This is a genomic window from Streptomyces sp. MS19, from assembly GCF_047200595.1.
In the GTDB taxonomy this organism is placed as follows: Bacteria; Actinomycetota; Actinomycetes; order Streptomycetales; family Streptomycetaceae; genus Streptomyces.
In genome coordinates this window covers 93,060-115,243 of record NZ_JBJZOH010000001.1, presented here as the reverse complement: position 1 = coordinate 115,243, position 22,184 = coordinate 93,060, and the positions used below count along the sequence as shown (strand labels likewise).

General features: G+C 74.8%; 19 protein-coding genes. 10 read left to right on the top strand and 9 right to left on the bottom strand.

Annotated features, from left to right (window positions below):
• Window positions 1-547 precede the first annotated feature (547 nt).
• From ACL02R_RS00515 to ACL02R_RS00495, 5 genes are all read left to right on the top strand, one after another.
• The gene (locus ACL02R_RS00515; protein WP_412794778.1) at window positions 548-1,279 is read left to right on the top strand and encodes a hypothetical protein; all 732 of its coding nucleotides are present in this window, start codon (window positions 548-550) and stop codon (window positions 1,277-1,279) included.
• Window positions 1,279-2,196 (top strand): DUF6895 family protein, encoded by a 918-nt coding sequence (locus tag ACL02R_RS00510; RefSeq protein WP_412794777.1) that lies wholly within the window; start codon window positions 1,279-1,281, stop codon window positions 2,194-2,196. The genes ACL02R_RS00515 and ACL02R_RS00510 overlap by 1 nt, the downstream gene beginning before the upstream one ends.
• Complete coding sequence (locus tag ACL02R_RS00505; protein WP_412794776.1) at window positions 2,193-3,248, top strand: serine hydrolase domain-containing protein; 1,056 nt, start codon at window positions 2,193-2,195, stop codon at window positions 3,246-3,248. The genes ACL02R_RS00510 and ACL02R_RS00505 overlap by 4 nt, the downstream gene beginning before the upstream one ends.
• 141 nt (window positions 3,249-3,389) lie before the next feature.
• A complete protein-coding gene (locus ACL02R_RS00500; protein WP_412794775.1) occupies window positions 3,390-4,427 on the top strand; it encodes an aldo/keto reductase in 1,038 nt (345 codons plus the stop codon).
• Between the two features lie 240 nt (window positions 4,428-4,667).
• Window positions 4,668-5,663 carry a small ribosomal subunit Rsm22 family protein gene (locus ACL02R_RS00495; protein ID WP_412794774.1) on the top strand — a complete coding sequence of 332 codons (996 nt, stop codon included), beginning with the start codon at window positions 4,668-4,670 and terminating at the stop codon, window positions 5,661-5,663.
• Window positions 5,664-5,702: 39 nt separating this feature from the next.
• On the opposite strand, the gene ACL02R_RS00490 is transcribed toward ACL02R_RS00495, so the two are convergent.
• The 3 genes from ACL02R_RS00490 to ACL02R_RS00480 form a co-directional block, all read right to left on the bottom strand.
• Entirely contained in the window at window positions 5,703-6,731 is a 1,029-nt protein-coding gene (locus tag ACL02R_RS00490) for a glycoside hydrolase family 5 protein (RefSeq protein WP_412794773.1), read from the bottom strand.
• 123 nt (window positions 6,732-6,854) lie between these two features.
• Complete coding sequence (locus ACL02R_RS00485; protein ID WP_412794772.1) at window positions 6,855-8,633, bottom strand: glycosyl hydrolase; 1,779 nt, start codon at window positions 8,631-8,633, stop codon at window positions 6,855-6,857.
• 311 nt (window positions 8,634-8,944) lie between these two features.
• Entirely contained in the window at window positions 8,945-9,235 is a 291-nt protein-coding gene (locus tag ACL02R_RS00480) for a hypothetical protein (RefSeq protein ID WP_362962297.1), read from the bottom strand.
• 184 nt (window positions 9,236-9,419) lie between these two features.
• On the opposite strand from ACL02R_RS00480, the gene ACL02R_RS00475 reads away from it, so the two are divergent.
• Together ACL02R_RS00475 and ACL02R_RS00470 are read left to right on the top strand one after the other, a co-directional pair.
• The gene (locus ACL02R_RS00475; protein ID WP_412794771.1) at window positions 9,420-9,980 is read left to right on the top strand and encodes a TetR/AcrR family transcriptional regulator; all 561 of its coding nucleotides are present in this window, start codon (window positions 9,420-9,422) and stop codon (window positions 9,978-9,980) included.
• A 75-nt stretch (window positions 9,981-10,055) separates the two neighbouring features.
• Complete coding sequence (locus ACL02R_RS00470; RefSeq protein WP_412794770.1) at window positions 10,056-11,735, top strand: alpha/beta fold hydrolase; 1,680 nt, start codon at window positions 10,056-10,058, stop codon at window positions 11,733-11,735.
• A 963-nt stretch (window positions 11,736-12,698) separates the two neighbouring features.
• On the opposite strand, the gene ACL02R_RS00465 is transcribed toward ACL02R_RS00470, so the two are convergent.
• Window positions 12,699-13,727, bottom strand: coding sequence for a lactonase family protein (locus ACL02R_RS00465; RefSeq protein WP_412794769.1), 1,029 nt, complete (start codon window positions 13,725-13,727; stop codon window positions 12,699-12,701).
• 214 nt (window positions 13,728-13,941) lie between these two features.
• Between ACL02R_RS00465 and ACL02R_RS00460 the strand changes: the two genes are divergently transcribed.
• The 3 genes from ACL02R_RS00460 (at window position 13,942) to ACL02R_RS00450 (ending at window position 17,754) form a co-directional block, all read left to right on the top strand.
• Window positions 13,942-15,339 (top strand): APC family permease, encoded by a 1,398-nt coding sequence (locus tag ACL02R_RS00460; protein WP_412794768.1) that lies wholly within the window; start codon window positions 13,942-13,944, stop codon window positions 15,337-15,339.
• Between the two features lie 447 nt (window positions 15,340-15,786).
• The gene (locus ACL02R_RS00455; RefSeq protein WP_412794767.1) at window positions 15,787-16,122 is read left to right on the top strand and encodes a histone-like nucleoid-structuring protein Lsr2; all 336 of its coding nucleotides are present in this window, start codon (window positions 15,787-15,789) and stop codon (window positions 16,120-16,122) included.
• 807 nt (window positions 16,123-16,929) lie between these two features.
• Window positions 16,930-17,754, top strand: a complete 825-nt coding sequence (locus tag ACL02R_RS00450; RefSeq protein WP_412794766.1) for an SAM-dependent methyltransferase — start codon at window positions 16,930-16,932, stop codon at window positions 17,752-17,754.
• A 96-nt stretch (window positions 17,755-17,850) separates the two neighbouring features.
• Here the strand turns inward: ACL02R_RS00450 and ACL02R_RS00445 are convergent, their stop codons facing one another.
• The 5 genes from ACL02R_RS00445 to ACL02R_RS00425 form a co-directional block, all read right to left on the bottom strand.
• Window positions 17,851-18,372 (bottom strand): GNAT family N-acetyltransferase, encoded by a 522-nt coding sequence (locus ACL02R_RS00445; RefSeq protein ID WP_412794765.1) that lies wholly within the window; start codon window positions 18,370-18,372, stop codon window positions 17,851-17,853.
• 77 nt (window positions 18,373-18,449) lie between these two features.
• A complete protein-coding gene (locus ACL02R_RS00440) occupies window positions 18,450-19,223 on the bottom strand; it encodes an endonuclease I family protein (protein WP_412794764.1) in 774 nt (257 codons plus the stop codon).
• Window positions 19,224-19,362: 139 nt separating this feature from the next.
• Complete coding sequence (locus ACL02R_RS00435) at window positions 19,363-20,586, bottom strand: cytochrome P450 (RefSeq protein WP_412794763.1); 1,224 nt, start codon at window positions 20,584-20,586, stop codon at window positions 19,363-19,365.
• Between the two features lie 80 nt (window positions 20,587-20,666).
• The gene (locus ACL02R_RS00430; RefSeq protein WP_412794762.1) at window positions 20,667-21,896 is read right to left on the bottom strand and encodes a beta-ketoacyl-[acyl-carrier-protein] synthase family protein; all 1,230 of its coding nucleotides are present in this window, start codon (window positions 21,894-21,896) and stop codon (window positions 20,667-20,669) included.
• The gene (locus ACL02R_RS00425; RefSeq protein WP_412795153.1) at window positions 21,896-22,129 is read right to left on the bottom strand and encodes a phosphopantetheine-binding protein; all 234 of its coding nucleotides are present in this window, start codon (window positions 22,127-22,129) and stop codon (window positions 21,896-21,898) included. Before ACL02R_RS00425 ends, ACL02R_RS00430 begins: the two co-directional genes overlap by 1 nt.
• Between the last annotated feature and the right edge of the window lie 55 nt (window positions 22,130-22,184).

The window sequence follows — 22,184 nt, the reverse complement described above, 5'->3', positions numbered from 1 at the left end:
TGCCATGGTTGTTCGGCGTCCTGACTACGCGAGTCGTGCGGAGCACTGTTGTCAAGGGCACCCTGCCCAATAGGCGGCCGAACTGTACATCCGGCGGGTGATTTTCCGCCTGAGAGGTGATCGCGGCCACCGGTTCGCCGACTGGTGCGACAGGGATACAGGAATTCGAGAAGTCACACGGCCGCGTGCCTGGTGGGGCCGGGTGTGGGCTGGTGTGCGGCCTTCGCCCGGCCGTGCGGGGCGTGCGAGAAAGTGATCGCTCTCCTGCCGCATGCGCGCGGAAGCGGATATGGCGGATCGCTTTCCTGTCCGGGGTAAATCTTTTTCCGTCAATCCCGCATGGACGTCCCGGCGCCCGGAAAGCGTCGCAGCGCACGGCGAATGCAGGGCAGTCTTTTCCGGGCAACAGGGTCCTCCGGGGGACGGAGTCCACCGGGGGAACAGTACGAGACAGTGTGAGACAGCACGAGACGAGGCACGCCATGGAACGTCCACCGTTGCCCCTCACGCCGGACGGCCGCGCGACGGCGGCCCGTCCAGGCGGCTGATGTCCCTCGCGCCCCGGGCCGGGCACGGCTCCGCGGACACGGCGGCCGACGTCCTGGCCACCACCCTCGCCGACGCGCTCACCCCCGGGGGAGGAACGTTCACCCTGCGCGCCGGTCTCGACGGCCGCGTCGATCCGGTCCGCGCCCTCGGCGCCCTGCGCGGCACCGGCGCCGATGTCCTCGCGCCCTTCCTCCTCGGCGGCCACCCGTTCACGGCGAGCGACGCCGCGCTCGTCAGGGCCGCCGTCACCGCGTTCCCCGCGCCGGAGCCGCGCACGCCCGACGACGCGGCCTGGGAACTGCGCGACGCCGCCCTGACCCAGGCGCTCGCCGCGCTCGGCGTCCCCACCCGCGACTGGGAAGGACTCGCCGCCGACCGGCACACCGCCCTCACCGGCCCCACCGCGCTGCCCGACACCACCGCCTGGACCGCGTGGACCGCCGAGGCCGTCCGCCTCAGCGCCCTGGCGCTGCCGCCCGTCACCGGCACCCTCCGCGAACGGCTCGGCGCGCACACACCCGTCCTCCTCAACGGCCTGGTCCACGCGCTGCTGCGCCGCGACCACCTCGCCGCCGCCCGCACGGCCCGCTGGCTCGCGCTCGACGCCGGCACCACCCCCGACCCGCTCCTCCCCGCGGCGCTCACCCACCTCACCGCCCTCGGCCCGCACCGGCCGCGGACACTTTTCGAACTCGCCGTCGCCCGGCGGCTCCTGGGAGGTGCGGGCTGATGGACGCGGCGACCGTACGGCCGGCACACCAGGTCGCGGAGAACGCGCTGGCGCGCCTCGGCGCGGACCGCGCCCGTTTCTCCCTCCCGCCCGGCGTTCCCCGCCAGGACATACCCGCCGCCGCCCTCCGCGGCCTCGCGGAACTCGCCCTCGCCGCGGGCACCGTCCTGCGCTTCCCCGTCACCGGGCCCGACGCGGCACGCACGGCCCAGGACCTCATGGACTTCGCCTGGCACGAACTGCGCGACGGCGAACTCCTCCACCAGGTACAGCGGGACACACCGGCGGCCACCCGGCCCGTGGAGGTCTACAGTCACTTCGCCGCCGCCGGATACCGGCACGCCGGACTCGACGACCTCGCCGCGCACCTCCACGGCCTGCGTGCCGCACACGTCACCGAACTCCCCCCGCACCGGCGACTGGCCGTCCTCGCCGCCACCCGCAGACTCGGCCTCCCCGACCCGCCCGACGCCGCGGAACTCACCCGCAGGACCTGGCTCGGCGGCACCCCGGAACCCTGGATGCTCGACCGCGCACACGCCCACGCCCTCGCACGCACCGTCCTGCACCTGACGGACTGGGCGGCGCACCCCCATGCGCTCCCGCCCGACCTGGCCGCCTACACGGACCGCTGGCTCCCCGTGTGGACCGAGACCTACGCCGGGACGCACTCCTGGGACCTCGTCTGCGAACTCCTCGCAGCCGGGGCCAGCCTGCCCCGCCCCAGCCTCCCGCCCACCCTCTGGGCGCGCCTCGCCGAGGCGCAGCACCCGGACGGGACCCTGCTCACAGGGCCGCCGCCCCACGACAACGGCGACCCCCCAGCCGACCACCACCCCACCGTCGTCGCGGTCGTCGCGGGCACCCTCACCGTCCTGCGCGCCCTCGACACCGTCACGGACGGGACTCCTCCATGACACGACCCGCCCTCCCCGCCCCCAGGGTCACCGAGATCCTCCGCGCCACGGCCGTCCCCCTGGTCACCGGCCGCGCCGCCCCCGGCGTCGCCGCAGCGGCCGTCATCGGCACCGAACAGGCCGTCCTCGCCACCGGCCACCGGACGGCCGGATCGCGCGAACCCGTACGCGCCGACACCCCGTTCGCCCTCGGCTCCCTGACGAAGACCCTCACCGCCCTGCTGCTCGCCGAACTCGCCTCCCGCGGCGACGTCTCCTACGACGACCCGATCGACCTCCACCTGCCCCCGACCGCCGCCCCCCGCCGCGGCGGCCCCCCGATCACCCTCCTCGATCTCGCCACCCACAGCGCCGGACTCCCGCGCCTGCCCGGCAACTTCCTGCGACGCGCCCTGCCCCACCCGCTCGCCAACCCGTACGCCCGCTACCGCGCCGAAGACCTCCACCACGCCACCGCCCGTATCCGGCCGCGCTCCCGCGTCGTGCGCTACTCCACGTTCGGCATGGGGCTGCTCGGCCACCTCCTGGCCAACGCGGCGGGGACCGACTTCGGCACGCTGCTCACCGAGCGCGTCCTGCGCCCCCTCGGCATGACGGGCACCAGCCTCTCCCGCCTCCAGGGCCCGCCCCCCGACGCCATCACCGGCCACCGGCGCGGACGACCCGTGCAGCACTGGACGTTCGACGCACTCGCCGGGGCAGGCGCCGCGTACGCCACGGCGGACGACATGCTCCGCTACCTCCAGGCCCACCTGCGCCCGCACCAGACCCCCATCCCCACCGCGCTCACCGCCACCCACCAGCCGTACCACCCGTACCCGCGCAGCCCCAACGCCACCTGCATGGCGTGGACCCACCGCGCCACGCAGGACCGCACCCTGCTGTGGCACAGCGGCGGCACCGGCGGCTTCACCGCGTTCATCGGCTTCAGCCCCGAAGCCCAGGCGGGCGCCGTACTGCTGGCCAACGCGACGCCCACCCGTGCCCAGCCCGTGCTGCGCGCCGGGCGCCTGCTGCTCGACGCCGTCGTCAGCGCGGCCACACCCCGCTGACCAGGGCAGCAGGGAGCGGCGGGGGAGCGGCGGGGGAGCGGCGGGGAACAGATCGCGCCCGCCGTCCGTTCCCCCGTGGGCACGCCCCGCGCGACCGCCACACGGAACGAGGGTTGAGGCGATACGCCCCGGTATGCCAGGATGCGGCGGTCCCGTCCCCACCCGCCCCCACCGTCGCACCAAGGAGTCCCCGTGACCTACGTCGCATCGGACCAGCGCTACGAGTCCATGCCCTACCGGCGTGTGGGCCGTTCCGGTCTCAAGCTGCCCGCCATCTCCCTCGGCCTGTGGCACAACTTCGGGGACGCCAAGCCCTTCGCCGACCATCGGGCGATCCTGCGCCGCGCGTTCGACCTGGGCATCACCCACTTCGACATCGCCAACAACTACGGCCCCCCGCCCGGCGAGGCCGAGCGCAACTTCGGCCGCGTCTACGCCGCCGACTTCCGCGCTCACCGCGACGAGATCGTCGTCTCCACCAAGGCCGGATACCTGATGTGGCCCGGTCCGTACGGCGAATGGGGCTCCCGCAAGAGCCTGCTGGGCAGCCTGGACCAGAGCCTCGCCCGCACCGGCCTCGACCACGTCGACATCTTCTACTCGCACCGCCCCGACCCGGACACCCCGCTCGAAGAGACGATGGGCGCCCTCGACAGCGCCGTCCGCCAGGGCAAGGCGCTCTACGCGGGCATCTCCAACTACTCGCCGGAGCAGACCCGCGAGGCCGCCCGCATCCTCGGCGAGCTGGGCACCCCGCTGCTCATCCACCAGCCCTCCTACTCGATGGTGAACCGCTGGGTCGAGGACGGCCTGCTGGACGCCCTGGACGAGGTGGGCGCCGGGTCCATCGCGTTCTCCCCGCTGGCGCAGGGCGTGCTGACCAGCCGCTACCTGAACGGCATCCCGGAGGGCTCGCGGGCCGCCGGGGACAGCCCGTTCCTCACCGCCGAGGGCGTCGAGAAGGCCCTCGGCACCGTCCGCGCCCTGAACGCGATCGCCGAGCGGCGCGGCCAGACCCTCGCGCAGCTCGCGCTGGCGTGGGTGCTGCGCGGCGGGCGCGTCACGTCGGCGCTGATCGGCGCCAGCAGCGTCGCGCAGCTGGAGGACAGCGCGGGCGCCGTCCGCAACCTCGACTTCAGCGACGAGGAACTGGCCGAGATCGAGGGCCTGCTGCCCTGACCTCCGGCACCACACCCGGCACGGGCCGGTGACCGCGCGCCTTCCCCGCACGCGGCCACCGGCCCGCGCCCGTTCCCGGCCAGGCGCACCGAGCGGGATGCGGATGCGGGTCGGCACCGATCTGCCCGGCGGCGGGGCGACGAAGGCGGACGGCTGCCCGACCGCGCCGGGGCCGTCCGCTGCCGCCGCTGCACCGGCCCGTGTCCGGGGCGTCCGCCGTGACCGGGCAGAATGCGGGGCATGACCGCCCTGCCCGACGACCTGCGCGCGGCCCTGGACGACGCCCTCGACGGACTCGGCCGCCGCGACCTCGCGCGCGCCGTGGAACGCCTCAGCGGCCGCTATCGCGAGGGCCGCGCCGCCACCGCGCCGATCCTCGCGACGGCCGGTGACGTCGCCGCCTACGCGGGCTATCGCATGCCCGCCACCTACGCCGCCGTGCACGCCGCGCTGGCCGAGGTGGCGCGCGCCGCGCCCGGCTACGCGCCCGCGACCATGGCCGACCTCGGCGGCGGCACCGGTGCCGCCCTCTGGGCCGCCCAGCGCACCTGGCCAGGACTCGGCGAACTGGCCGTCACCGAACAGGTCCCCGAGGCCATCGAGCTGGGCCGCCGCCTCGCCGCCGCCGCGACCGCGCCCGCCCTGCGCGGCGCCACCTGGCGGCGCGGCACCATCGACCCGGCGGCCCCGCCGCCCGCCGCCGACCTCGTCACCCTCTCCTACGTCCTCGGCGAACTGCCCGCCGCCGCACGGGAGTCCGCCGTCCGCTGGCTCGCCGACGCCGCCGGGGACGAGGGCGTCGTCGTACTGGTCGAGCCGGGCACGCCCGACGGGTACGCGCGCGTCGTCGCCGCCCGCGACACCCTTGTCGGGCACGGCCTCACCGTCCTCGCCCCCTGCCCGCACGACCACGCCTGCCCCATCCCGCGCGGCCAGGACTGGTGCCACTTCGCCGCCCGCCTGCCCCGCCTCGACACGCACCGGCAGATCAAGGAGGGGACGCTCAACTTCGAGGACGAGAAGTTCTCCTACGTCGCCGCCTCCCGGCACCCGTACGGCCGGGCCGCGAGCCGGGTGCTGCGCCATCCGCTCAAGCGCAAGGGCCTGGTGGCGCTGCGGGAGTGCACGGCCGGCGAAGGGCTCGCCGACACGACCGTCACCAAGCGGCAGCGCGAGCTGTACCGCGCCGCGCGCGACGCGCGGTGGGGTGACGCGTGGCCGCCGCCGGGCGACTGAGGCGGCGGCCACGCGCCGGCCGGTGTCCGGGCCGGAGCGTCAGCCGATCCGGTCCCTGATCCACTCGCCCGCCGCCTTCAGCGAGCCCGGGTCCGCCCAGCTGCCGCTGTCGCAGGTGCCCGGCTCGAACACGGCGCCCGAGCGGAAGTCGTCCGAGTAGTTCCAGTTGGTCCAGCTGATGTTCTCGCGCGCCATCAGGTCGAGGTACCGCTGCGACATCGCGAAGTCGTCCGGCCCGTCACCGGTGTACTCCTGGGTCCCGAACTCGGTGACGAAGATCGGCAGTTCCTCGGCGGCCCGCGCCAGCGTGTCCAGGTACCAGTCCTGGTGCGACGCCGCGTAGAAGTGGAACGTGTACATGATGTTCTCGGCGTTGACCGGCGCATCCACGACCTCCGACTCGTCCGCGCCGTCCGAGACGCCGAGCGACGACCAGGCCCGGGTGCCGACGATCACCACGGCGTCCGGGTCGCCCTGCCGCACCACCGGGATCAGGGTGTGCGCGTAGTTCCTGATCGCCTGCCAGCTCACGCCGTTCGGCTCGTTGGCGATCTCGTAGAGGATGTTGTCCTGGTCGCCGAAGCGCGCCGTGATGTCGCGGAAGAAGCGCTGGGCGAGCGCGGTGTTCGCGTTCGGGTCGCCGGGGTCGAGCATGTGCCAGTCGACGACGACGTACAGCCCGCGTTCCGTGGCCTCCTCGATGACGCGGCTCGCGAGGTCCGTGAAGTACTGCGGGTCCGTCTCGTAGCCGTCCTCCTGGACGTACGTCGAGACGCGCAGCACGTCCGCGCCCCAGTCGTACGCCAGCACGTCGAGGGACTCGTCGGTGACGCACTGCCCGTACCACTGCGTCCCGTGCGTGCTCATGCCGCGCAACTGGACCGGGGCGCCGTTCTCGTCGCACAGCGACGTGCCGCACACCGCCACGCGGCCGTACTGCTCGAACGGGGTGGCGGCGGCACCGGGCGCGGCGTTCGCGGGGGCGGCCAGCGTACCGGCCGCGCCCAGCGCGAAGGCCAGGCCGGCCAGGCGGCGTCGCGTCGGCCGGCGGGGGCTGGGGAAGGCCATGGCGCGTCCTCTCTGCGTGGGGGTGGAAGCGGTGCAAGCGCTTCCTGGTGCGGGAAGTTAGGGGCATCGTGACATGTGGTCAAGACCACCTGCCGCGATGCCCCACACCTCCCGCGCGCCCGCTCAGCCCGCCGTGCAACTGGGCGCGGGCGCCCGGTCGTCCGGCCAGGGGCCGCTGCCGAGATACCCGAACGTGGTGCTCGCCCCCGGCGCCAGCGTCGCGTTCCAGGCGGACGGCGTCGCGCGGACGGTGGTCCCGTCGCCCGTCACCTCGGCGTTCCACGCGCTGCCGGGCGCCTGCCCGCCCGTCTCGCGCCAGGCGACCCGCCAGCCGGTGAGCGGGGTGTCGCCGGTGTTCTCGACGGTCACCTCGGCGAGGTGACCGGTTCCCCAGCTGCGGGTCACGGTGTGCGTGGCGCGGCAGCCGCCGTGGGTGCGGAAGTCGCCCAGCTCGTCCAGGGTGATGACGCGCTCGTGGCCGTAGACGTGCTCCAGGTGCTCGCGCGGGTTGCTCACCCCGTCGGTCAGGAAGTCGCCCGACCACGTGACGAACCAGCTCCAGTCCGCCTCGTACGCCTCCAGCAGGTCCGGGTCGGGGAGGGAGCCGACCTCGGTGAGGGCCGCGATCTTCCGGTCGCCCGCCAGCTCGACCAGCTTCTCGTACGTCGCGCTGACAGGACCGTGGTCACCTGCGGGCGGGTACGAGTCGGCGCTGACGATGTCCACCACGTCGTCGCCCGGGTACCAGGCGGGGTCCACGGAGTTCCAGACCCAGATCAGGTTGTGCAGGCCGTGGACGTTGGTGAGCCGGTCGTAGAGCAGCCGGAACAGTTCCTTGGCCGGTCCAGGCCCCTTCGCGCCCCACCAGAACCAGCCGCCCTCCGCCTCGTGCAGCGGCCGCCACAGCACGGGCACGCCCGCGTCCTGGAGCCGCCCCAACTGCACGGCGACGGCGTCGATGTCGCGCAGCAGCAGCGCGTACTCGGCGGAGTCCGGGTCGGCCAGCGCGGCGGCGAGGTCGAACGTCGTCGCGTCCGTGTAGAAGCCGCGCCACCACTCGCGGCCCGGCTCGTCGATCAGGCCCGCCGGCGCGTTCCAGTGCCAGACGAACGTGGTGATGCCGCCGCGCTCGTCCCAGGCGAGGGCGTTCTCGACCTCCTGGGAGGTGGTGCCACGCTCGACGCGGCTGGGGGAGTAGTCCATCATGTCGAGCCCGGCGACGGCGGGGGTCCGGCCGATGTTCTCCTCGATCCAGCGGACGCCCGCCATGTCCTGCTGGCCGCTGAGGATGTGGTCGCCGTAGCCGTCGGTCAGGTAGCGCAGCAGGGCGCGGGCCTCGGGTGTCGCGTCGGGATCGACCGGCTCGCCCGTCACCTGGTGCGGCGGGCGCGGCGGCACGGGCGCGAGGGTGACGGCGTCGATCTCGTACCAGCCCCAGGAGTTCTGGAACGTGACGGTGTTGTCTCCCTCCTCCAGCAGGACGCGGCCTGCGGAGACCGTGGAGAAGGTGTCGGTGGCGGGGAGGGTGATCTCGCCCATGCCGGTGTCGTTGAGGCGCAGCGCGGTGTTCTTCTGGCCGTACGGGGCGCGGTAGACCACCGTGAGGTCGTGCAGGCCGCCGGGGCTGTCGGGGATGGTGACGGTCACCTGGTCGTCGGGGGCGTCGAAGCCCTCGACGTAGCCGGTGCCCGAGTAACCGGGGGCGGAGGAGCCGACGGTGACGCCGGAGAGGACGCCGTCCTCGGCCTCGTACACCTGGGCCGCTCGCGGGGCGGTGGCGGGCGTGGTGGGCGCGGTGGCGGTGGCGGCCGGGGCGAGACCCAGTGGAACCAGCAGGGCCGCCAGGGTGGTGAGCAGGGCGGGGGCGGCCGTCCGTCCTCGGGATGGGGTGCGTACGCGCATGCGGTCTCCTTCGCCTCGACAAGGGATGGGAGCGCTCCCAAGCGAGGTCATTGGATCGCGGCGGCGCGGCGGCGTCAATGCGTTGCGCAACACGGGGAGGAGCGGGTGACGGACGGTCGTCACGCCGTCGGCCACCCGCTCCTGGTCGCGCCGTTCCTCGGTGGTCCTGGTTCTCCGTCGCCCTCGCGCGGTGCTGCCTTGTGGCCCGTGCCGCGCGGCGGTCCCCCCGCCCGGGGATCTCCCGGCCGCCGGGCCGGGGGACCGTCGCGCGTCGTGTGCCCGCGGCGTACGGTGCCGTGTGCAAGGGCGGGTCAGTAGCGTCGTACCCGGTTGGCCACGAGATTGCCGATGGCGAAGTACACGACAGCGGCGAGACCGTAGCCGCACACGACGCGCGCCCACTCCTCGTCGAAGGTGAACAGGTCGTGGGACCAGCCGGCGAGCCAGCGGGACGCGTCGTGGGTGAAGTCCACGAGCGCGTTGCCCGGATTGGCGTCCAGCAGGTACATCAGGATCCACAGGACGATGATGAATGCGGCGATGTCGGCGATCGCGGCGATGATCGCCCCCGCCGGGCCGGTTCTGCTCGTATGCGGTGACATGACATGCGCATTGCCCGGACGCGGAGCGTGAAACGCACCCCGGAGGCGGTGGGGTGCCGGCCCGCTTCCGGGGGTACCACGCCGCAGCCGGGGGGCGTGGGGCCGCTCCCATGGCGGGGTGGCGGGCGGTTCGGCGGGGGCGGGCCGTTTGAAAAATTATGTGGACCGGTCTATTTTTGCGGGCATGGGACAGAAGGGCGCCGAGACGCGCGACAGGCTGCTGGACGCGACGCGTGAACTTGTCGAGGCGGGAGGGTACTCCGCCGCCGGGCTCAACCAGGTGATCGCCGCCGGCGGGGCGCCCCGCGGCTCGCTCTACTTCCACTTCCCCGGCGGCAAGGACCAGTTGGTCGCCGAGTCACTGCGGCGCGCCGGCCAGGCGGTCGGCGACACCCTGGCGGGGCTGTCCGAACGCGCCGGGTCGGCGACGGAGTTCGCCGGCGCCGCGCTGCGGCTCCTCGGCGACCGGCTGGCGGAGTCCGGCTGGCGCCAGGGCTGCCCGGTGGCCACCGTCGCGCTGGAGACCGCCGCGACGAACGACCCGCTCCAGCAGGCCTGTTCCGAGGTCTACGCCTCCTGGGAACGCGCCCTCCGCGACCGGCTGGCGGACCGCCCGGACGCCGACGACCTCGCGGTCACGGTGCTGGCGCTCGTGGAGGGCGCGCTCCTGCTGGCCCGTACGCACCGCAGCAGGGCGCCCCTGGACAGCGTGGCGCGCCGGATCGGCGTCCTGCTGGACGCCTGACGCGGGCCGCGGCCGTCGTTCGCCGCGGCCCGCGTGTGCCTCAAAAATATGCAGACCGATCTACTGAGGAGATTCATGGACGCCATCGTCTTCGGCGCGACCGGCTTCGTCGGCCGTTCCCTCGTCGCCGAACTGCTGGGCCGGGGGCAAGAGGTCGCGGCGGCCGTCCGCACCGACACCCTCACCCCCTGGCTGACCGGCCGGGGCGTGGACACCGGCGGCCTCCACGTCGTGCACGCCGACATCACGCGCCCGCTCACCGGGCTCCCCGAGGCGCGGGACGTCTACAACGCCGCCGCCCTGTTCGCCTTCGGCCTCGGCACCGGGGAGGCGCGCGCGGTCAACGTCACCGGCGCGCTCAACGTCCTCGAATGGGCCGCCGCCCTGCCCGCCCTGCGGCGGCTGGTGCATCTGAGCGGCTACCGCGTCAGCCCGCCCGACGGGCAGGCGGCGTCCGTGCCGACGGGCGCGTACGAGGCGTCCAAGCTCGAAGGCGACCTGGCGGTGCGCGCCCGCGCCCGCGCGCTGGGGGTGCCGCTGACCGTCGCCAACCCCAGCACGGTGATCGGGCCCGGCCAGTACATCGGCCTGGCCGCCCTCGTCGCGGACCTGTGGCGGGGACGGCTGCCCGCGATACCGGGCGGCCGCGACACGTTCGTGCCGATCGTGACCGTCGGCCACCTCGCCCGCTTCCTCGCCGAGATCCCCGCCTCGCCGCTGGCGGGCGACAGCCACTGGGTGCTCGACGACGACACCCCGCCGCTGCCCGGACTCATCCGCACGATCGCGGAGCACGCCGGGGTGCGGGCGCCCCGCCGCACCGTCCCCGTCGGCCTGCTGCGGCGGCTGCCGCGCAGGCTCACCGGCGCCGACCCCGAGACGCTCTCGTTCCTGTCCACCGACCGCTACCCCACGGACTCCGCCCGCGCCCTCGCCGCGCACGCGGGCCTGGAGACGCCCCTGGCAGCCGATGCGCTCCGGACCTGGACCGACGACCTGGTGGCGGCCCGTTTCGGCGCCGCCACGCCGTGGCTGCGGCCGTACGGCTTCCGCGCCGTCGCGGGCAGCCGTACCTGGGTGGCCGGCGAACGGCGCGACCCCGCCCACGTCCTGCTCCACGGCCTGCCGATGAACGCCGACCTCTGGGCCCCGCTCGTGCCGCACCTGCCCGGACCCGTCCTGGCCCCCGACCTGCCGGGCCTCGGGCGGTCGGCACCGGCGGGGCAGTCGGTGGACGCGTGGCTCGCCGACCTGCTCGGACCGGTGCGCGGGCGCCCGACGCTGGTCGCCCACTCCGCGGCCTGCGGGCCCGCGCTGCGCTTCGCCGCCGACCGTCCGGACCGCGTCGGCGGGGTCGTCCTCGTCGCGCCCGCCTTCCTCCAGGCGCCGGGGCGGCGGTTCACGCGCTCCCGGCTGGCCGTACCGGTGCTGCGCCGCATGCCCGCCGCCCGGCTGGCCGCGACGCTCGGGGTCCCGGAGGGGGCGGAGGTGGAGAGCGCGGTGGCCGACCTGCGCCGCCCGGGGGTGGCGGGCCGGGTGGTCGCCGCCCTGCGCGCCGGGGCCGCCGAACGCGAGCGGACCCGGGCGCTGCTCGACCGCGTGCAGGTGCCCGTGCGGATCGTCGTCGGCTCGGACGACCCGCTGACCGCGTCCGACGCCCCGGGCATCGGGCACCCGGTGGCCGAGATCCCGGGCGCCGGGCACTACCCCCAACTCACGCACCCCGCCGAGGTCGCCGCCCACCTCGTCCTCTGACGCCTCGGGCGGCGCGCGACGCGCCACCCGAGGCGTCACGGCGGAGTCCCGCTCCCGTTGACGGATGACCGCGGCGGTAGCGGGCGGAGCCTCATGGCGGGTCCCGTCCGCAAGCCGGAGCGGCCCACGCCGAGGCGGGGGGCCACCGTCAACTCGTCGCTCCTCCACCGCTGTTGCACCGCTCTACAGACGTCGGTCCGCAGCGCGGGCCGCCCGCAGGGGATCGACGGTCGTGCGGCGGCACCTTGTCCCCCGGGGGGTTCTGCTGCCCGCGTTCCCGCCCGGACACCGTGGGCACACACCGAACGGGCGGGGGGTACCCGAGTGCCGCGCATACCGCGTTCCCTGACCACGCGGCGGGACGTGGTACGAGAGAGTGACGGGGCCCGCCTTCCGCGGCTTCCCCGGACCGAACCGTCGGCGGGAGGAGTTCTCCAGCACCGCGTCCTGGGCCACGGTCCAGCCCGGGACGGGACACCCTGGACGGCTCCTGCGGCCTGCCGGGCGGGGCGGGATCGTCCGGCATACTCCGGCAGCACGGCGGACCTACCTCGCTCGCCGCCCGTAGCGGGTGGCCCTCCGTCCCGCGCGCTGTCCAGGACCCGCAGGCGCACGTTGGACCGGCCGAGTGCCGCAGCGCCCTGTCCGCCCCACACCGTGACGGCGCGGGAGGCAGGGGCGCGTCACGGGGGAGCGGCGGACTCCGTGCACCGAGGCTTGCCCTGGCCTGTGCTGTCGGCGGGGAGCCCTCTCGGGCCCCGGGCAGCGCGACGCCGCGTCCGGTACTCAATCCGCCGGGGACGGGAAGGCACGTTCCTCTTCTTCCCCTCCCGACGCGGCCTCCGGCCCGTCGAGGAACGGCGATTCGTGTCGCCGGCAGGTGGCTTCGGCAACGTGCCGGGTGGTGGCAGTCGGTGCCGCCGCCGCGCCGTCAGGGGCGTCACGGCGGCGGCCGGGGGACGGTCAGGGCTGGATCGCCACGCAGGCGGGGGACCCCACCGGCACGCGGTACTCCTCCGTGAGGGAGCCCGTCCCGTGGTCCACGGTGAGGACCACCACCGTGTCGCTCTCCTGCGCCGCGACGTACATCCGGTCGCCGTCGAGCGCGAACTGGCGCGGCCACGCGGCGTCCAGCACGTGTTCGCCGACGAGCGCGGGCTGCTCCGCGCCCAGCGCGAAGGTCGCGACCGTGTCGGGGCCGCGGTTCGAGAGGTACCCGAAGCGGCCGTCCGGCGAGAGCGCGAAGTGCGCGGGCATGGTGTCGTCACCCGGCTGCCCCGAGGCGGGCACCGAGGCGACGGGCGCGAAGGTGCCGGGCCCGTTCTCCGCCACCACGACCAGCTCACGGGCGAGTTCGCCCACCACGTACGCGCGGTTCTCCGTCGCGCGGATCAGCTGCCGCGGACCCGTCCCCGCCGTGAGCACGCTCGCCGCCACCCGCTCCAGCGTGCCGGTGCCGGCCGCCAGCCGGTACGTCCACAGCGTGTCCGTCCCCAGGTCGGTGACGGTGAGCAGCCCGTCCGCGCCGTGCAGCGTCACCATGTGGGCGTGCGGGCCCCCCTGGCGGTCCGGGTCCGGCCCCGAGCCCGAGTGCGCCACCAGGTCGGTGCGGCCGACCAGGTCGCCCGCCGCGTCCAGCGCGAAGACGGCGACGCTGCCGGAACCGTAGTTGGCCGCCAGCAGGTGCCGGCCGTCCGGTGTGACGGCGAGGTGGCAGGGCTCTGCGCCGCCGGTCGGGAGGGTCCCGCGCACCGTCGGCACACCCTCGCCGTCGAAGGCGACGGCGCTCACGCCGCCCTCGGCCAGCTCGTGCACCGCGTACAGCACCGGCAGGGTGGGGTGCCACTCCACCCAGGACGCGCCGGGCAGCGGCAGTTCGCCTGACGGCGCGAGGCGTCCGCCCTGGCCCGTCGGGCGCAGGAGCGTGAGGCCGGGGCCACGGCCGCCGGTCTCCGCCGTGTAGGAGCCGACACAGATCAGTCGGTCTGGCATGTCTTCGAGTCCGTTCGCCGGAGGAAGTGACGACCCGTGGACCGTACCAACCGGCCGCCGTCCGCCTCCGGGAGGCCCGCGCCACCGGGCCCGGCGGCCCGCCGGGCCGCCCGGCATACCAGCCGTACGGCGGGCCCGTGCCCCTTCCCGGGAGGACATGACACGTTCGACTGAACACGCGCCTGCGCCGCCCTGAGCCGGGCAGGGGGACCCCATGACTCCCACGGACACTCCCCCCACGGACGTTCCGGCGGACGTGCAGCCACCCCTCAGGAGGGCCCTCACCACGCGGCTGCTCTTCCTGTTCATCCTGGGCGACGTCCTGGGCGCCGGCGTGTACGTGCTGGTCGGTCAGATGGCCGCCGAGTCGGGCGGCGCCGTCTGGGTGCCGATGCTCGCCGCCCTCTGCCTCGCCCTCCTCACGGCGGCCTCGTACGCCGAGCTGGCCACCAAGTACCCGCGCGCCGGGGGAGCGGCGCACTACGCGCATCTCGCCTTCGGCCCGTTCCCCGGCTTCCTGACCGGCTTCTGCATGCTCGCGGCGGGGACCGTGTCCGTCGCGACGCTCACCCGCGCCTTCGCGGGGGACTACCTCGGGGCCTTCGTCACCGTCCCCCCGGCGGCCGTGGCCATCGCCTTCCCCTTCGCGCTCGCGCTGCTCAATGCCCGGGGCATCGCCGAGTCGATGCGGGCCAACGCGGCCGCCACGGTGGTCGAGGTCGGCGGCCTCGTCCTGATCATCGCGCTCGGCGCCTGGGTCGTCCTGCGCGGCGACGGCGACCCGTCCCGGCTGGCCGACCTCGGCACGGAGGAGGGCGGCCCGGCCGCCGCCGTCCTCGGCGGCGTGGTCCTCGCCTACTACGCTTTCGGCGGCTTCGAGACGTCCGTCAACCTGGCGGAGGAGACCCACGACCCGCGCCGCTCCTACCCGCGCGCCCTGTTCTGTGCCCTCGGCGCGGCCGGGCTGCTGTACGGGCTCGTCGCCGTCGTCGCCGCCACCGCCGTGCCCACCGAGCGGCTCGTCGAGTCCAGCGGTCCGCTGCTCGAAGTGGTCCACGCCGCCGGGGGAGTGCCCGACCGGCTGTTCAGCTTCATCGCCCTCGTCGCCGTGGCCAACGGCGCCCTGCTGACCGGCATCATGACGTCCCGGCTCACCTACGGCATGGCCAGGGACGGCCTGCTGCCTTCGTTCCTCACCCGCGTGCTGCCCCGGCGGCGCACCCCGTGGGCCGCGATCATCGTCACCACCGCGCTGTCCATGTGCCTCGCCCTCACCGGCGACGTCGCCACGCTGGCCTCCACCATGGTGATGCTGCTCCTGTTCGTCTTCGCCGTCGTCAACGCCACCGTCCTCGTCCTGCGCCGGGACCCCGTCACCCGCGACCACTTCCGCGTACCCGCCGTCGTCCCGCTGCTCGGGGTCGTCTCCTGTGTGCTGCTGGCGACCCAGGTCGAGCGCGAGGTCTGGCTCAGGGGCCTGCCCCTGGTCGCGGCGGGCGTCCTGCTGGGGATCGCCGCGGAGTTCCGCAGGCGCCGCCGCGCGGGCACCGCCCAAACCGCCGAAACCGCCGACCCCGCCGGCACCGCCGGTGCCGCGGGGACTGCCGTCTGACCGGCCGGGCCCGTGCCCTGCCGGGCCGGGCGGCGGCAGCGTGCCCCGGCGGTCGAGGGGCGAGAACTCGCCACCCGCGGCATGGCGGCACCAGGAACGCGGGCAATGCAGGGAAATCCACTGATACCCGAGCGACGCATTGTGCCGTTCCGCACCCGCCCGCCGCCGCCGCAGGCGATACAGTCGCCAGCGTTTCCCCGTCACAGCCGGTGCCGGAGCGCGCGCCCCTGTCGCCGTCGATCTCCGGGGCCCGGCGACCGCCGGACGTCCCACGGCGGATATCGCCGGGGCGCCCGCCGGTGAAATGCCGTTGTCCCCACACGCCCCGCGGATGTCCGCCGGGGGAATCCCCGCGCGGTCGCGGCGGGCCCGGATCGGCATTGCCGGGCGAAAATCAGGCCGGGCAGAGGGCGTGAATACCACTCCATTGGCCGTATACTCCCGGTCATGGCAAAGAAAGTGGTCACCATCTACACCGACGACCTCACCGGGGACGAGGCCACCGATGTCGGTACGCATACCTTCAGTCTCGACGGCGTGAACTATGAGATCGACCTCGCGCCCGACTCCTTCGACCGGCTTCTCGAAGCGCTCGGCCCATTCATCGACAAGGGCCGCAAGACCGGCCGCTCCCAGCGCGGCGGCGGCTCGTCGGCCAAGCGCTCGACGCCTGGCGCCGACCCGGCCAAGGTGCGTGAGTGGGCCAAGGAGAACGGCTACGAGGTGAACGGCCGGGGCCGCGTACCCGGAAACGTGCAGGAAGCCTACGACAAGGCCCACTGAACCCCCCGGGCCCAGGCGGCCCGGTGCTTTCCGCCCCACGCGGCACTCCGGCACGCCGAACCCCCGCGCCGCCGCCCGCCGCCGGGCCCCCGTCGCGCCGGGGCGAGCCCCGCCCGCAACGCCGGGCGGCACGCCCCCGGTCCGGCTTGTCCCGTCCTCCCGCCGCCGGTTTACCCGCCGGAACGGCTCCCCGCGAAAGGCCGGGACCGCGCGAATCGGCAGCAAGGGCACCGTCGCCGCGGCATGCTTCTCCCGGACCGCGCCCGCCGAATCACCCAATTCGGGGGCCGGCCGGAGCCCAGGAAATCGCCGGCGTTCCCACCCGATGCCCCGCGTGTGAACAGAAAACGGCACCACCGTGCCCATCAGGCGACGTGCGCCCACCCGCTTGCCCGGCCCCGGGCCCGGCAATGCGGGGCCACGCCCCGGTCTCCCGGCGCCTCCGCCATATTCCGCAATCATCTGCCGCACGAAACCGCCCCCTGCTTTCCCCCGCGTGACGCCCCGCGTCCCGCGATTCCCTCAACGCGTGGGTAACGTTACTCTCCGTAATCGGAGGTGGCAAGGGTATTTCCCGGCTATTCACCCGCCGACCCCCGGGCCGCCCTTCCTGACGGACCGTCCGCCCGGCGGCTCCCCGCGAGGTATCGGATCGATAACTTGCGTGCCCATGCGGCGAGTTGATGATCAACAACGGGGTGTCTGCCCGCGTCACGCACGTTAGTCTTGCCCGACGCGCGGGGCGTCCGGAACGCGGACGGAACCGGAGAGACGCCGGAGACAAGCCGGGAAGAGGGGAGGTCCGCCATGGCGGATCAGCAGAACGGGACACCGGACGGCGGCACGGCCCCGGAGATCGATCTCAGCAGGCCGAGCATCGCGCGCGTCTACGACGCGGTCCTCGGCGGCAAGGACAACTACGAGGTCGACCGCGTCGTCGCCGACGAGGTGCGCCGCAACATGCCGCACATCAGCGATGTCGGCTGGTACAACCGCGCCGCACTCGGCCGGATGGTGGGCCACCTGGCCTCGGACGCCGTCGGCATCGACCAGTTCATCGACCTCGGCGCGGGCCTGCCCACCCTGGAGAACACCCACCAGGTCGCCCAGCGCCAGAACCCCGACGCGCGCGTCGTCTACGTCGACAACGACCCCATCGTCCTCGCCCACGGCCGCGCCCTGCTGGAGGAGAACGACCGCACCGCCGTCGTCACCGCCGACCTCCGCGACCCCGCCGCCGTCCTCGGACACCCCGGCGTCCAGCGCCTCATCGACTTCTCCAAGCCCGTCGGCGTCATGCTGGTCGGTATCCTGCACCATCTCCACGACGACGAGGGCCCCCAGGGCGTCGTCACCGCCTACATGGACGCGGTCCCGCCCGGCAGCCACCTCGTCCTCACCTGCTTCTGCGACACCGGCCCCGAGGCACGCGCCGTCGAGGTGACGATGCTGGACTTCCTCGGCACCGGCCGCTTCCGCACCATCGAGGAGATCACCGCCTACTTCGACGGCCTCGAACTCCTCGACCCCGGCGTGGTGTCCCTGCCGCTGTGGCGGCCCGACAGCCCTGTCGCGCTGCCCCTCGACGTGGCCCAGGAACTGATGGCCGGAGGCGTCGCCCGCAAGGCCTGAGCCGCACCGGCGTCCGACTTCGCCCGAGCGCCCGCGCGTGGTGTGTCCGTCCCCTCCCTGGCCGGACGCGCCACGCGCCGCCGTTTCCACGGCTGTTCACCGCGGCAGCGGAGGTACCACCAGTTCCCCCGCCAGCATGTCCATCAACAGGCCGTCCCGCACAGTCCCGTCCGCCCGCCGCTCGTACTGCCGCATCACGCCCACCGGCCGGAATCCCAGCCGCTGATACAGCCGCACCGCGCCCTCGTTCCCCACCGCCGGATCGATCGTCAGCCGATGGTGCCCCTCCACCTCGAAGAGGTGACGCGCCAGCACATACAGCGCCGCGCCCCCGAATCCCCGCCGCTGGCACGCGGCGTCCACCGCGACGTCGAGCCCCGCGTGCCGGTAATGAGGCGTTGTCTCCTCCCATGCCTGCACGAGCCCGACCACCGCACCGCCGCGCTCGATCGCGTACGAACGCGTCCCCTCCTCCGGCGCGCACACCCCCGCCGCCTCCTCCCGCGCGTCACCCCACCAGCGCGCCACCCCCGGCGCGGCGAGGATGCCGGTGAACCGCTCGCGGTCCCCCTCACCCGCCGCACGCAGCCGCACGCCGTGCCCCTCGATCACCCGCATCCGGTGCCTCCCGGTTCATGGCGCGGGCCCGTCGCCGCGGCCCCTGCCGTCCATGCTGCACGGCCGGGACCCGGCCGTCAGTCCCATATCTCGGCGGCCCACTCGGGGTGGTCGACGAAAGGGTTCCTGTTGTGCTGGTACGACGCGTAGACCGTCTCGTTCCGCTGCCGCTCGAACGCGTCCGGCGGGTCCGCCTCGTGCCACTCCAGCAGTGTCGACAGCCGCCCCATGTACGGGCTGCCGCCGTTGTCCACCGCGTCGTTCAGCTCCAGGTCGGCGAACCCGCCGCCGCCCTCCCACCGCACGGCCATGTAGAACAGCGCACGCGCCACGTCGCCCTTGTCCGCGTCGCGCGGCTCCCAGGAGTCGGCGTCCGTGTAGTTCCCGGGCGCGCCGGGTGCGGCTGAGCCGCCGTCGTCGAAGTCCTTGTTGCCGCGCCTGCTGTTGACCTGCACGTCGGTCGGCCGCAGGTGGTGCAGGTCGGTCCCCGGCCCGCGTCCCGTGCCGAAGTCGCCGTGCGACTGCGCCCATAGGTGTTCGCGGTTCCAGTCGCCGACCGCCCCGCCGTTCTCGTCGGCGTCCCGCAACTGGCCGGTGTAGAAGAGGACGACGCTGTCCGGGTCGGACGGCGCCCGGTCGGTCACCTTGAGGGCGTCCCACACCTGCGCGTACGTCAGGGTCGTCACGCCCGTGCTGACGATGTCGTGCAGCGCGTCGCGCAGCGCCGCGCCCGTCAGCCCGTCCGCGTCGTCGTAGTACCCGGCCGCGCCCGTGCCGGCGTCCGCCGAGGCGTAGGGGGCGGGGACGAGCAGGGCGAGCGCCAGCGCGCCGGCTGCCGGCGGTATCCGCATGGGAGGGCCTCTCCGTGGGGGGCCGGCCGGTCGCGGCCGGTACTTTGATATGTACCTGCCAGTCGTCGGCCGGAAACTACGCGCGTCACCCCGGTCGGCCGCCCGGCGCCCCCGTCATGGAACGCCGGGCCCGCGCCCGTCAGAACACGCCCACCGGCATGTACTCCGTCACCAGCAGCCGCCGCGCCTGCGGGTGCGCCAGCCCGTCCGCCGCCTCCGGTGGCGCCGCCAGCCGCAGAGCGGGGAAGCGCCCCAGCAGCGCGGGCAGGAACACGGCCAGCTCCAGCCGGGCCACCGACGCCCCCAGGCAGTAGTGCGCGCCGCTGCCGAACGACAGGTGCGCCGCCGCCGAACGCCGCGCCGCCGGGTCCAGGTTCGCCGGCCCGAGCAGCAGGTGGACGAGCTGGTCAGGCGGCACGCGCACGCCCCCCAGAGTCCGTTCCTCCGTCGCGACGCGGCTGAGCAGCGCCGCCGGAGGGTAGCGGCGCATCACGTCCTCGACCGCCGCCGCCACCTCCTCCTCCGGCGCCTCGCGCAACCGGTCGCCCAGCGCGGGCTGTTCGAGGACGACACGGGTCACCGTCGCGAGAAGCGCCGCCGTCGTCTCGAAGCCGGTGACGAACAGCAGCGCCGCGTTCACCACGTACTCCTCCTCGCTCAGCCCGCCCGCCGCGATCCACCGCGCCAGGACGCCGTGGCCCCTGCCCGCCGCGCACGCGCGCACCACCGGCGTGAAGTACGCGCGCAGCTCGCCCTGCGCCCGGTCCGCGTCGGCGATCTGCGCCTCACTCGGCGACAGCTCGTGCACCGCCGCGAAGCGCCGCGACAGGCCCGTCAGCACCGGCGCGTCCTCCTCCGGCAGCCCCAGCCACGAGCACATCACGCGCGCGGGCAGCGGCACGCCGACCTCGGCCGCGATGTCCGCCACGCCCTCGCGCAGCACCGCCGCCAGACCGTCGAGGCAGTCCTCGGCCAGCTCGGCGATCCTCGGCCGCAGCCCAGCCACCGCGCCGCGCGAGAACAGCGGCGCGAGCGTGGCGCGCAGCCGCCCGTGGCCGGGCGCGTTCGACGTGAGCAGCGACGAGTACAGGTCCCGCATGGCGGGGTGCGCGCGCCAGCCGGGCTGGTGCCTGTCCCGCCAGCCCGCGTCCGGGTGGATGAACGATCCGTCCCGCAGGATCGCGCGGCACTCGTCGTGGCCTGTGACGACCAGGGACCTCAGCCAGGGCACCCGCAGGACGGGCCCGAGGGCGCGCAACTGCTCGTGGACGGGGGCGGGGTCGCTCGCCGTGCGCAGGCGCAGCAGGAGTCGGGCGGTTTCGACGGCACGGGACGGGGGCGCGAGGGCCGGGAGGGTGTGCATGACTGCTTTCGTGCGTGTGGATGTGCTTGTGGATGTGCGTGCGGAATCGGGGTCGGATGCGGAACGGGGGAGAGGGGGCGTCAGGCCGCGAGGAGGAGGAGCGCCGCGTTCTGCCCGCCGAGCGCGGTGGAGACCGACACGGCGGTCCGCAGGGCCGCGCGCCGGGGGGCGCCGGTGACGACGTCCAGGGTGAACTCGGGGTCGGGGCCGGTCAGCCCCGCCGTCGGCGGGATCAGCTGGTCGCGGAGGCTGAGGACCGTGACGACCGCCTCGATGGCGCCTGAGCCGGCGCCCGCGTGGCCCAGGGCGCCCTTGGTCGCGGTGACCGGGGGCCGGTGCGGCAGCAGCCGGGTGAGGGCGCGGGCCTCGGCGCGGTCGTTGAGGCGCGTCGCGGCGCCGTGCGCGTTGACGTGCCCGACGGCGCACGGCTCCGCGCCGCCCGCCGCCAGCGCCGCGCGCAGGGCGCGCTCCGCTCCCACGCCGTCCGGGTGCGGCGCGGCGACGTGGTGGCCGTCCCCGGCGGCGCCGTACCCGCCGAGCCAGGCAAGGACCTCCGCGCCCCGCGCGCAGGCGTGCGCACCGCTCTCCAGGACGAGTACGCCCGCCCCCTCGGCCGGTACGAAGCCGTCCCGGTCGGCGGCGAACGGCCGGGCCGCGGTCCGCGAGACGACGCCGAGCTGCGCGAAACCGGCGGCGGCCAGCGGGTGGCGCAACGATTCAGCACCTCCGGCCACCACCACGTCCACCGTCCCGGAGCGCAGCAGGTCGCGGCCCACGCCGACGGCCACCGGCGCCGACGCGCAGCCCGCCGACGTCGCGAAGCCCGGCCCCGACACGCCCAGGTCGAGCGCCACCTCGGCGGCGGGCGCGCTGGGCAGCGAACGCGGCAGCGTCATCGGCGAGATGGCCCGCGCGCGCCCCGCGAGCAGCTTCGGGTACGCGTCGGTCAGCCCCTCGAAGCTCGACCCGCCGGCGCCGAACAGGACGGCGACCCGCTCCCCGGGCCACGTCCGCCCGCCCAGGCCCGCCATCGCGACCGCCTCCCTGGCCGCCACGACGGCGAACTGCGCCACCCGGTCCATCCGCCGCGCGAGCCGCCGCCCGAGCAGCGCGTCGCCGTCGAAGTCCGGCACCGCGCACGTCAGGTCCGCCGGCTGCCCGGCCAGCTCCGGGTCGCACCGCGCCGTCGGCAGCCCCCGGCACACCGCGTCCCACGCCCCGGCCACCCCGGTCCCGCCCGGCGTCACGAGCCCGACGCCCGTGACCGCGACGGCACCGGGGCCCCAACAGGCGTCCGGGACACCGCCCATCAGGCCGCGCTCCCGGACGGCGCCGACGCCGCCTCGAACCCGGCGGCGGCCCCGGCCAGCGTGCTGTCCAGGCCCAGACCGGCGTCCTCGACGAAGACACCGGTGCGGTCCGCGACCAGCACCGCGATCTCCGCCAGCGACAGCGAGTCCAGCTCCAGACTCCGGAAGGTCGCCTCCGGCGTCACCGCGTCCGCCTCGCAGCCGAACTCCTCGACCAGCAGCGCGGCGAGCATCTCGTACACGAAAACCATCCCTCGAATCGGCCGTGCCCCGTCGGGGCCTTCCCCC

Coding starts and splice junctions, on each gene's coding strand:
- ACL02R_RS00475 (WP_412794771.1), top strand. CDS start 9,420: ATGGGACAGAAGGGCGCCGAGACGCGCGACAGGCTGCTGGACGCGACG.
- ACL02R_RS00430 (WP_412794762.1), bottom strand. CDS start 21,896: ATGGGCGGTGTCCCGGACGCCTGTTGGGGCCCCGGTGCCGTCGCGGTC.
- ACL02R_RS00495 (WP_412794774.1), top strand. CDS start 4,668: ATGACCGCCCTGCCCGACGACCTGCGCGCGGCCCTGGACGACGCCCTC.
- ACL02R_RS00455 (WP_412794767.1), top strand. CDS start 15,787: ATGGCAAAGAAAGTGGTCACCATCTACACCGACGACCTCACCGGGGAC.
- ACL02R_RS00485 (WP_412794772.1), bottom strand. CDS start 8,633: ATGCGCGTACGCACCCCATCCCGAGGACGGACGGCCGCCCCCGCCCTG.
- ACL02R_RS00465 (WP_412794769.1), bottom strand. CDS start 13,727: ATGCCAGACCGACTGATCTGTGTCGGCTCCTACACGGCGGAGACCGGC.
- ACL02R_RS00480 (WP_362962297.1), bottom strand. CDS start 9,235: ATGTCACCGCATACGAGCAGAACCGGCCCGGCGGGGGCGATCATCGCC.
- ACL02R_RS00515 (WP_412794778.1), top strand. CDS start 548: ATGTCCCTCGCGCCCCGGGCCGGGCACGGCTCCGCGGACACGGCGGCC.
- ACL02R_RS00440 (WP_412794764.1), bottom strand. CDS start 19,223: ATGCGGATACCGCCGGCAGCCGGCGCGCTGGCGCTCGCCCTGCTCGTC.
- ACL02R_RS00490 (WP_412794773.1), bottom strand. CDS start 6,731: ATGGCCTTCCCCAGCCCCCGCCGGCCGACGCGACGCCGCCTGGCCGGC.
- ACL02R_RS00470 (WP_412794770.1), top strand. CDS start 10,056: ATGGACGCCATCGTCTTCGGCGCGACCGGCTTCGTCGGCCGTTCCCTC.
- ACL02R_RS00435 (WP_412794763.1), bottom strand. CDS start 20,586: ATGCACACCCTCCCGGCCCTCGCGCCCCCGTCCCGTGCCGTCGAAACC.
- ACL02R_RS00445 (WP_412794765.1), bottom strand. CDS start 18,372: ATGCGGGTGATCGAGGGGCACGGCGTGCGGCTGCGTGCGGCGGGTGAG.
- ACL02R_RS00505 (WP_412794776.1), top strand. CDS start 2,193: ATGACACGACCCGCCCTCCCCGCCCCCAGGGTCACCGAGATCCTCCGC.
- ACL02R_RS00450 (WP_412794766.1), top strand. CDS start 16,930: ATGGCGGATCAGCAGAACGGGACACCGGACGGCGGCACGGCCCCGGAG.
- ACL02R_RS00460 (WP_412794768.1), top strand. CDS start 13,942: ATGACTCCCACGGACACTCCCCCCACGGACGTTCCGGCGGACGTGCAG.
- ACL02R_RS00425 (WP_412795153.1), bottom strand. CDS start 22,129: ATGCTCGCCGCGCTGCTGGTCGAGGAGTTCGGCTGCGAGGCGGACGCG.
- ACL02R_RS00500 (WP_412794775.1), top strand. CDS start 3,390: ATGCGGCGGTCCCGTCCCCACCCGCCCCCACCGTCGCACCAAGGAGTC.
- ACL02R_RS00510 (WP_412794777.1), top strand. CDS start 1,279: ATGGACGCGGCGACCGTACGGCCGGCACACCAGGTCGCGGAGAACGCG.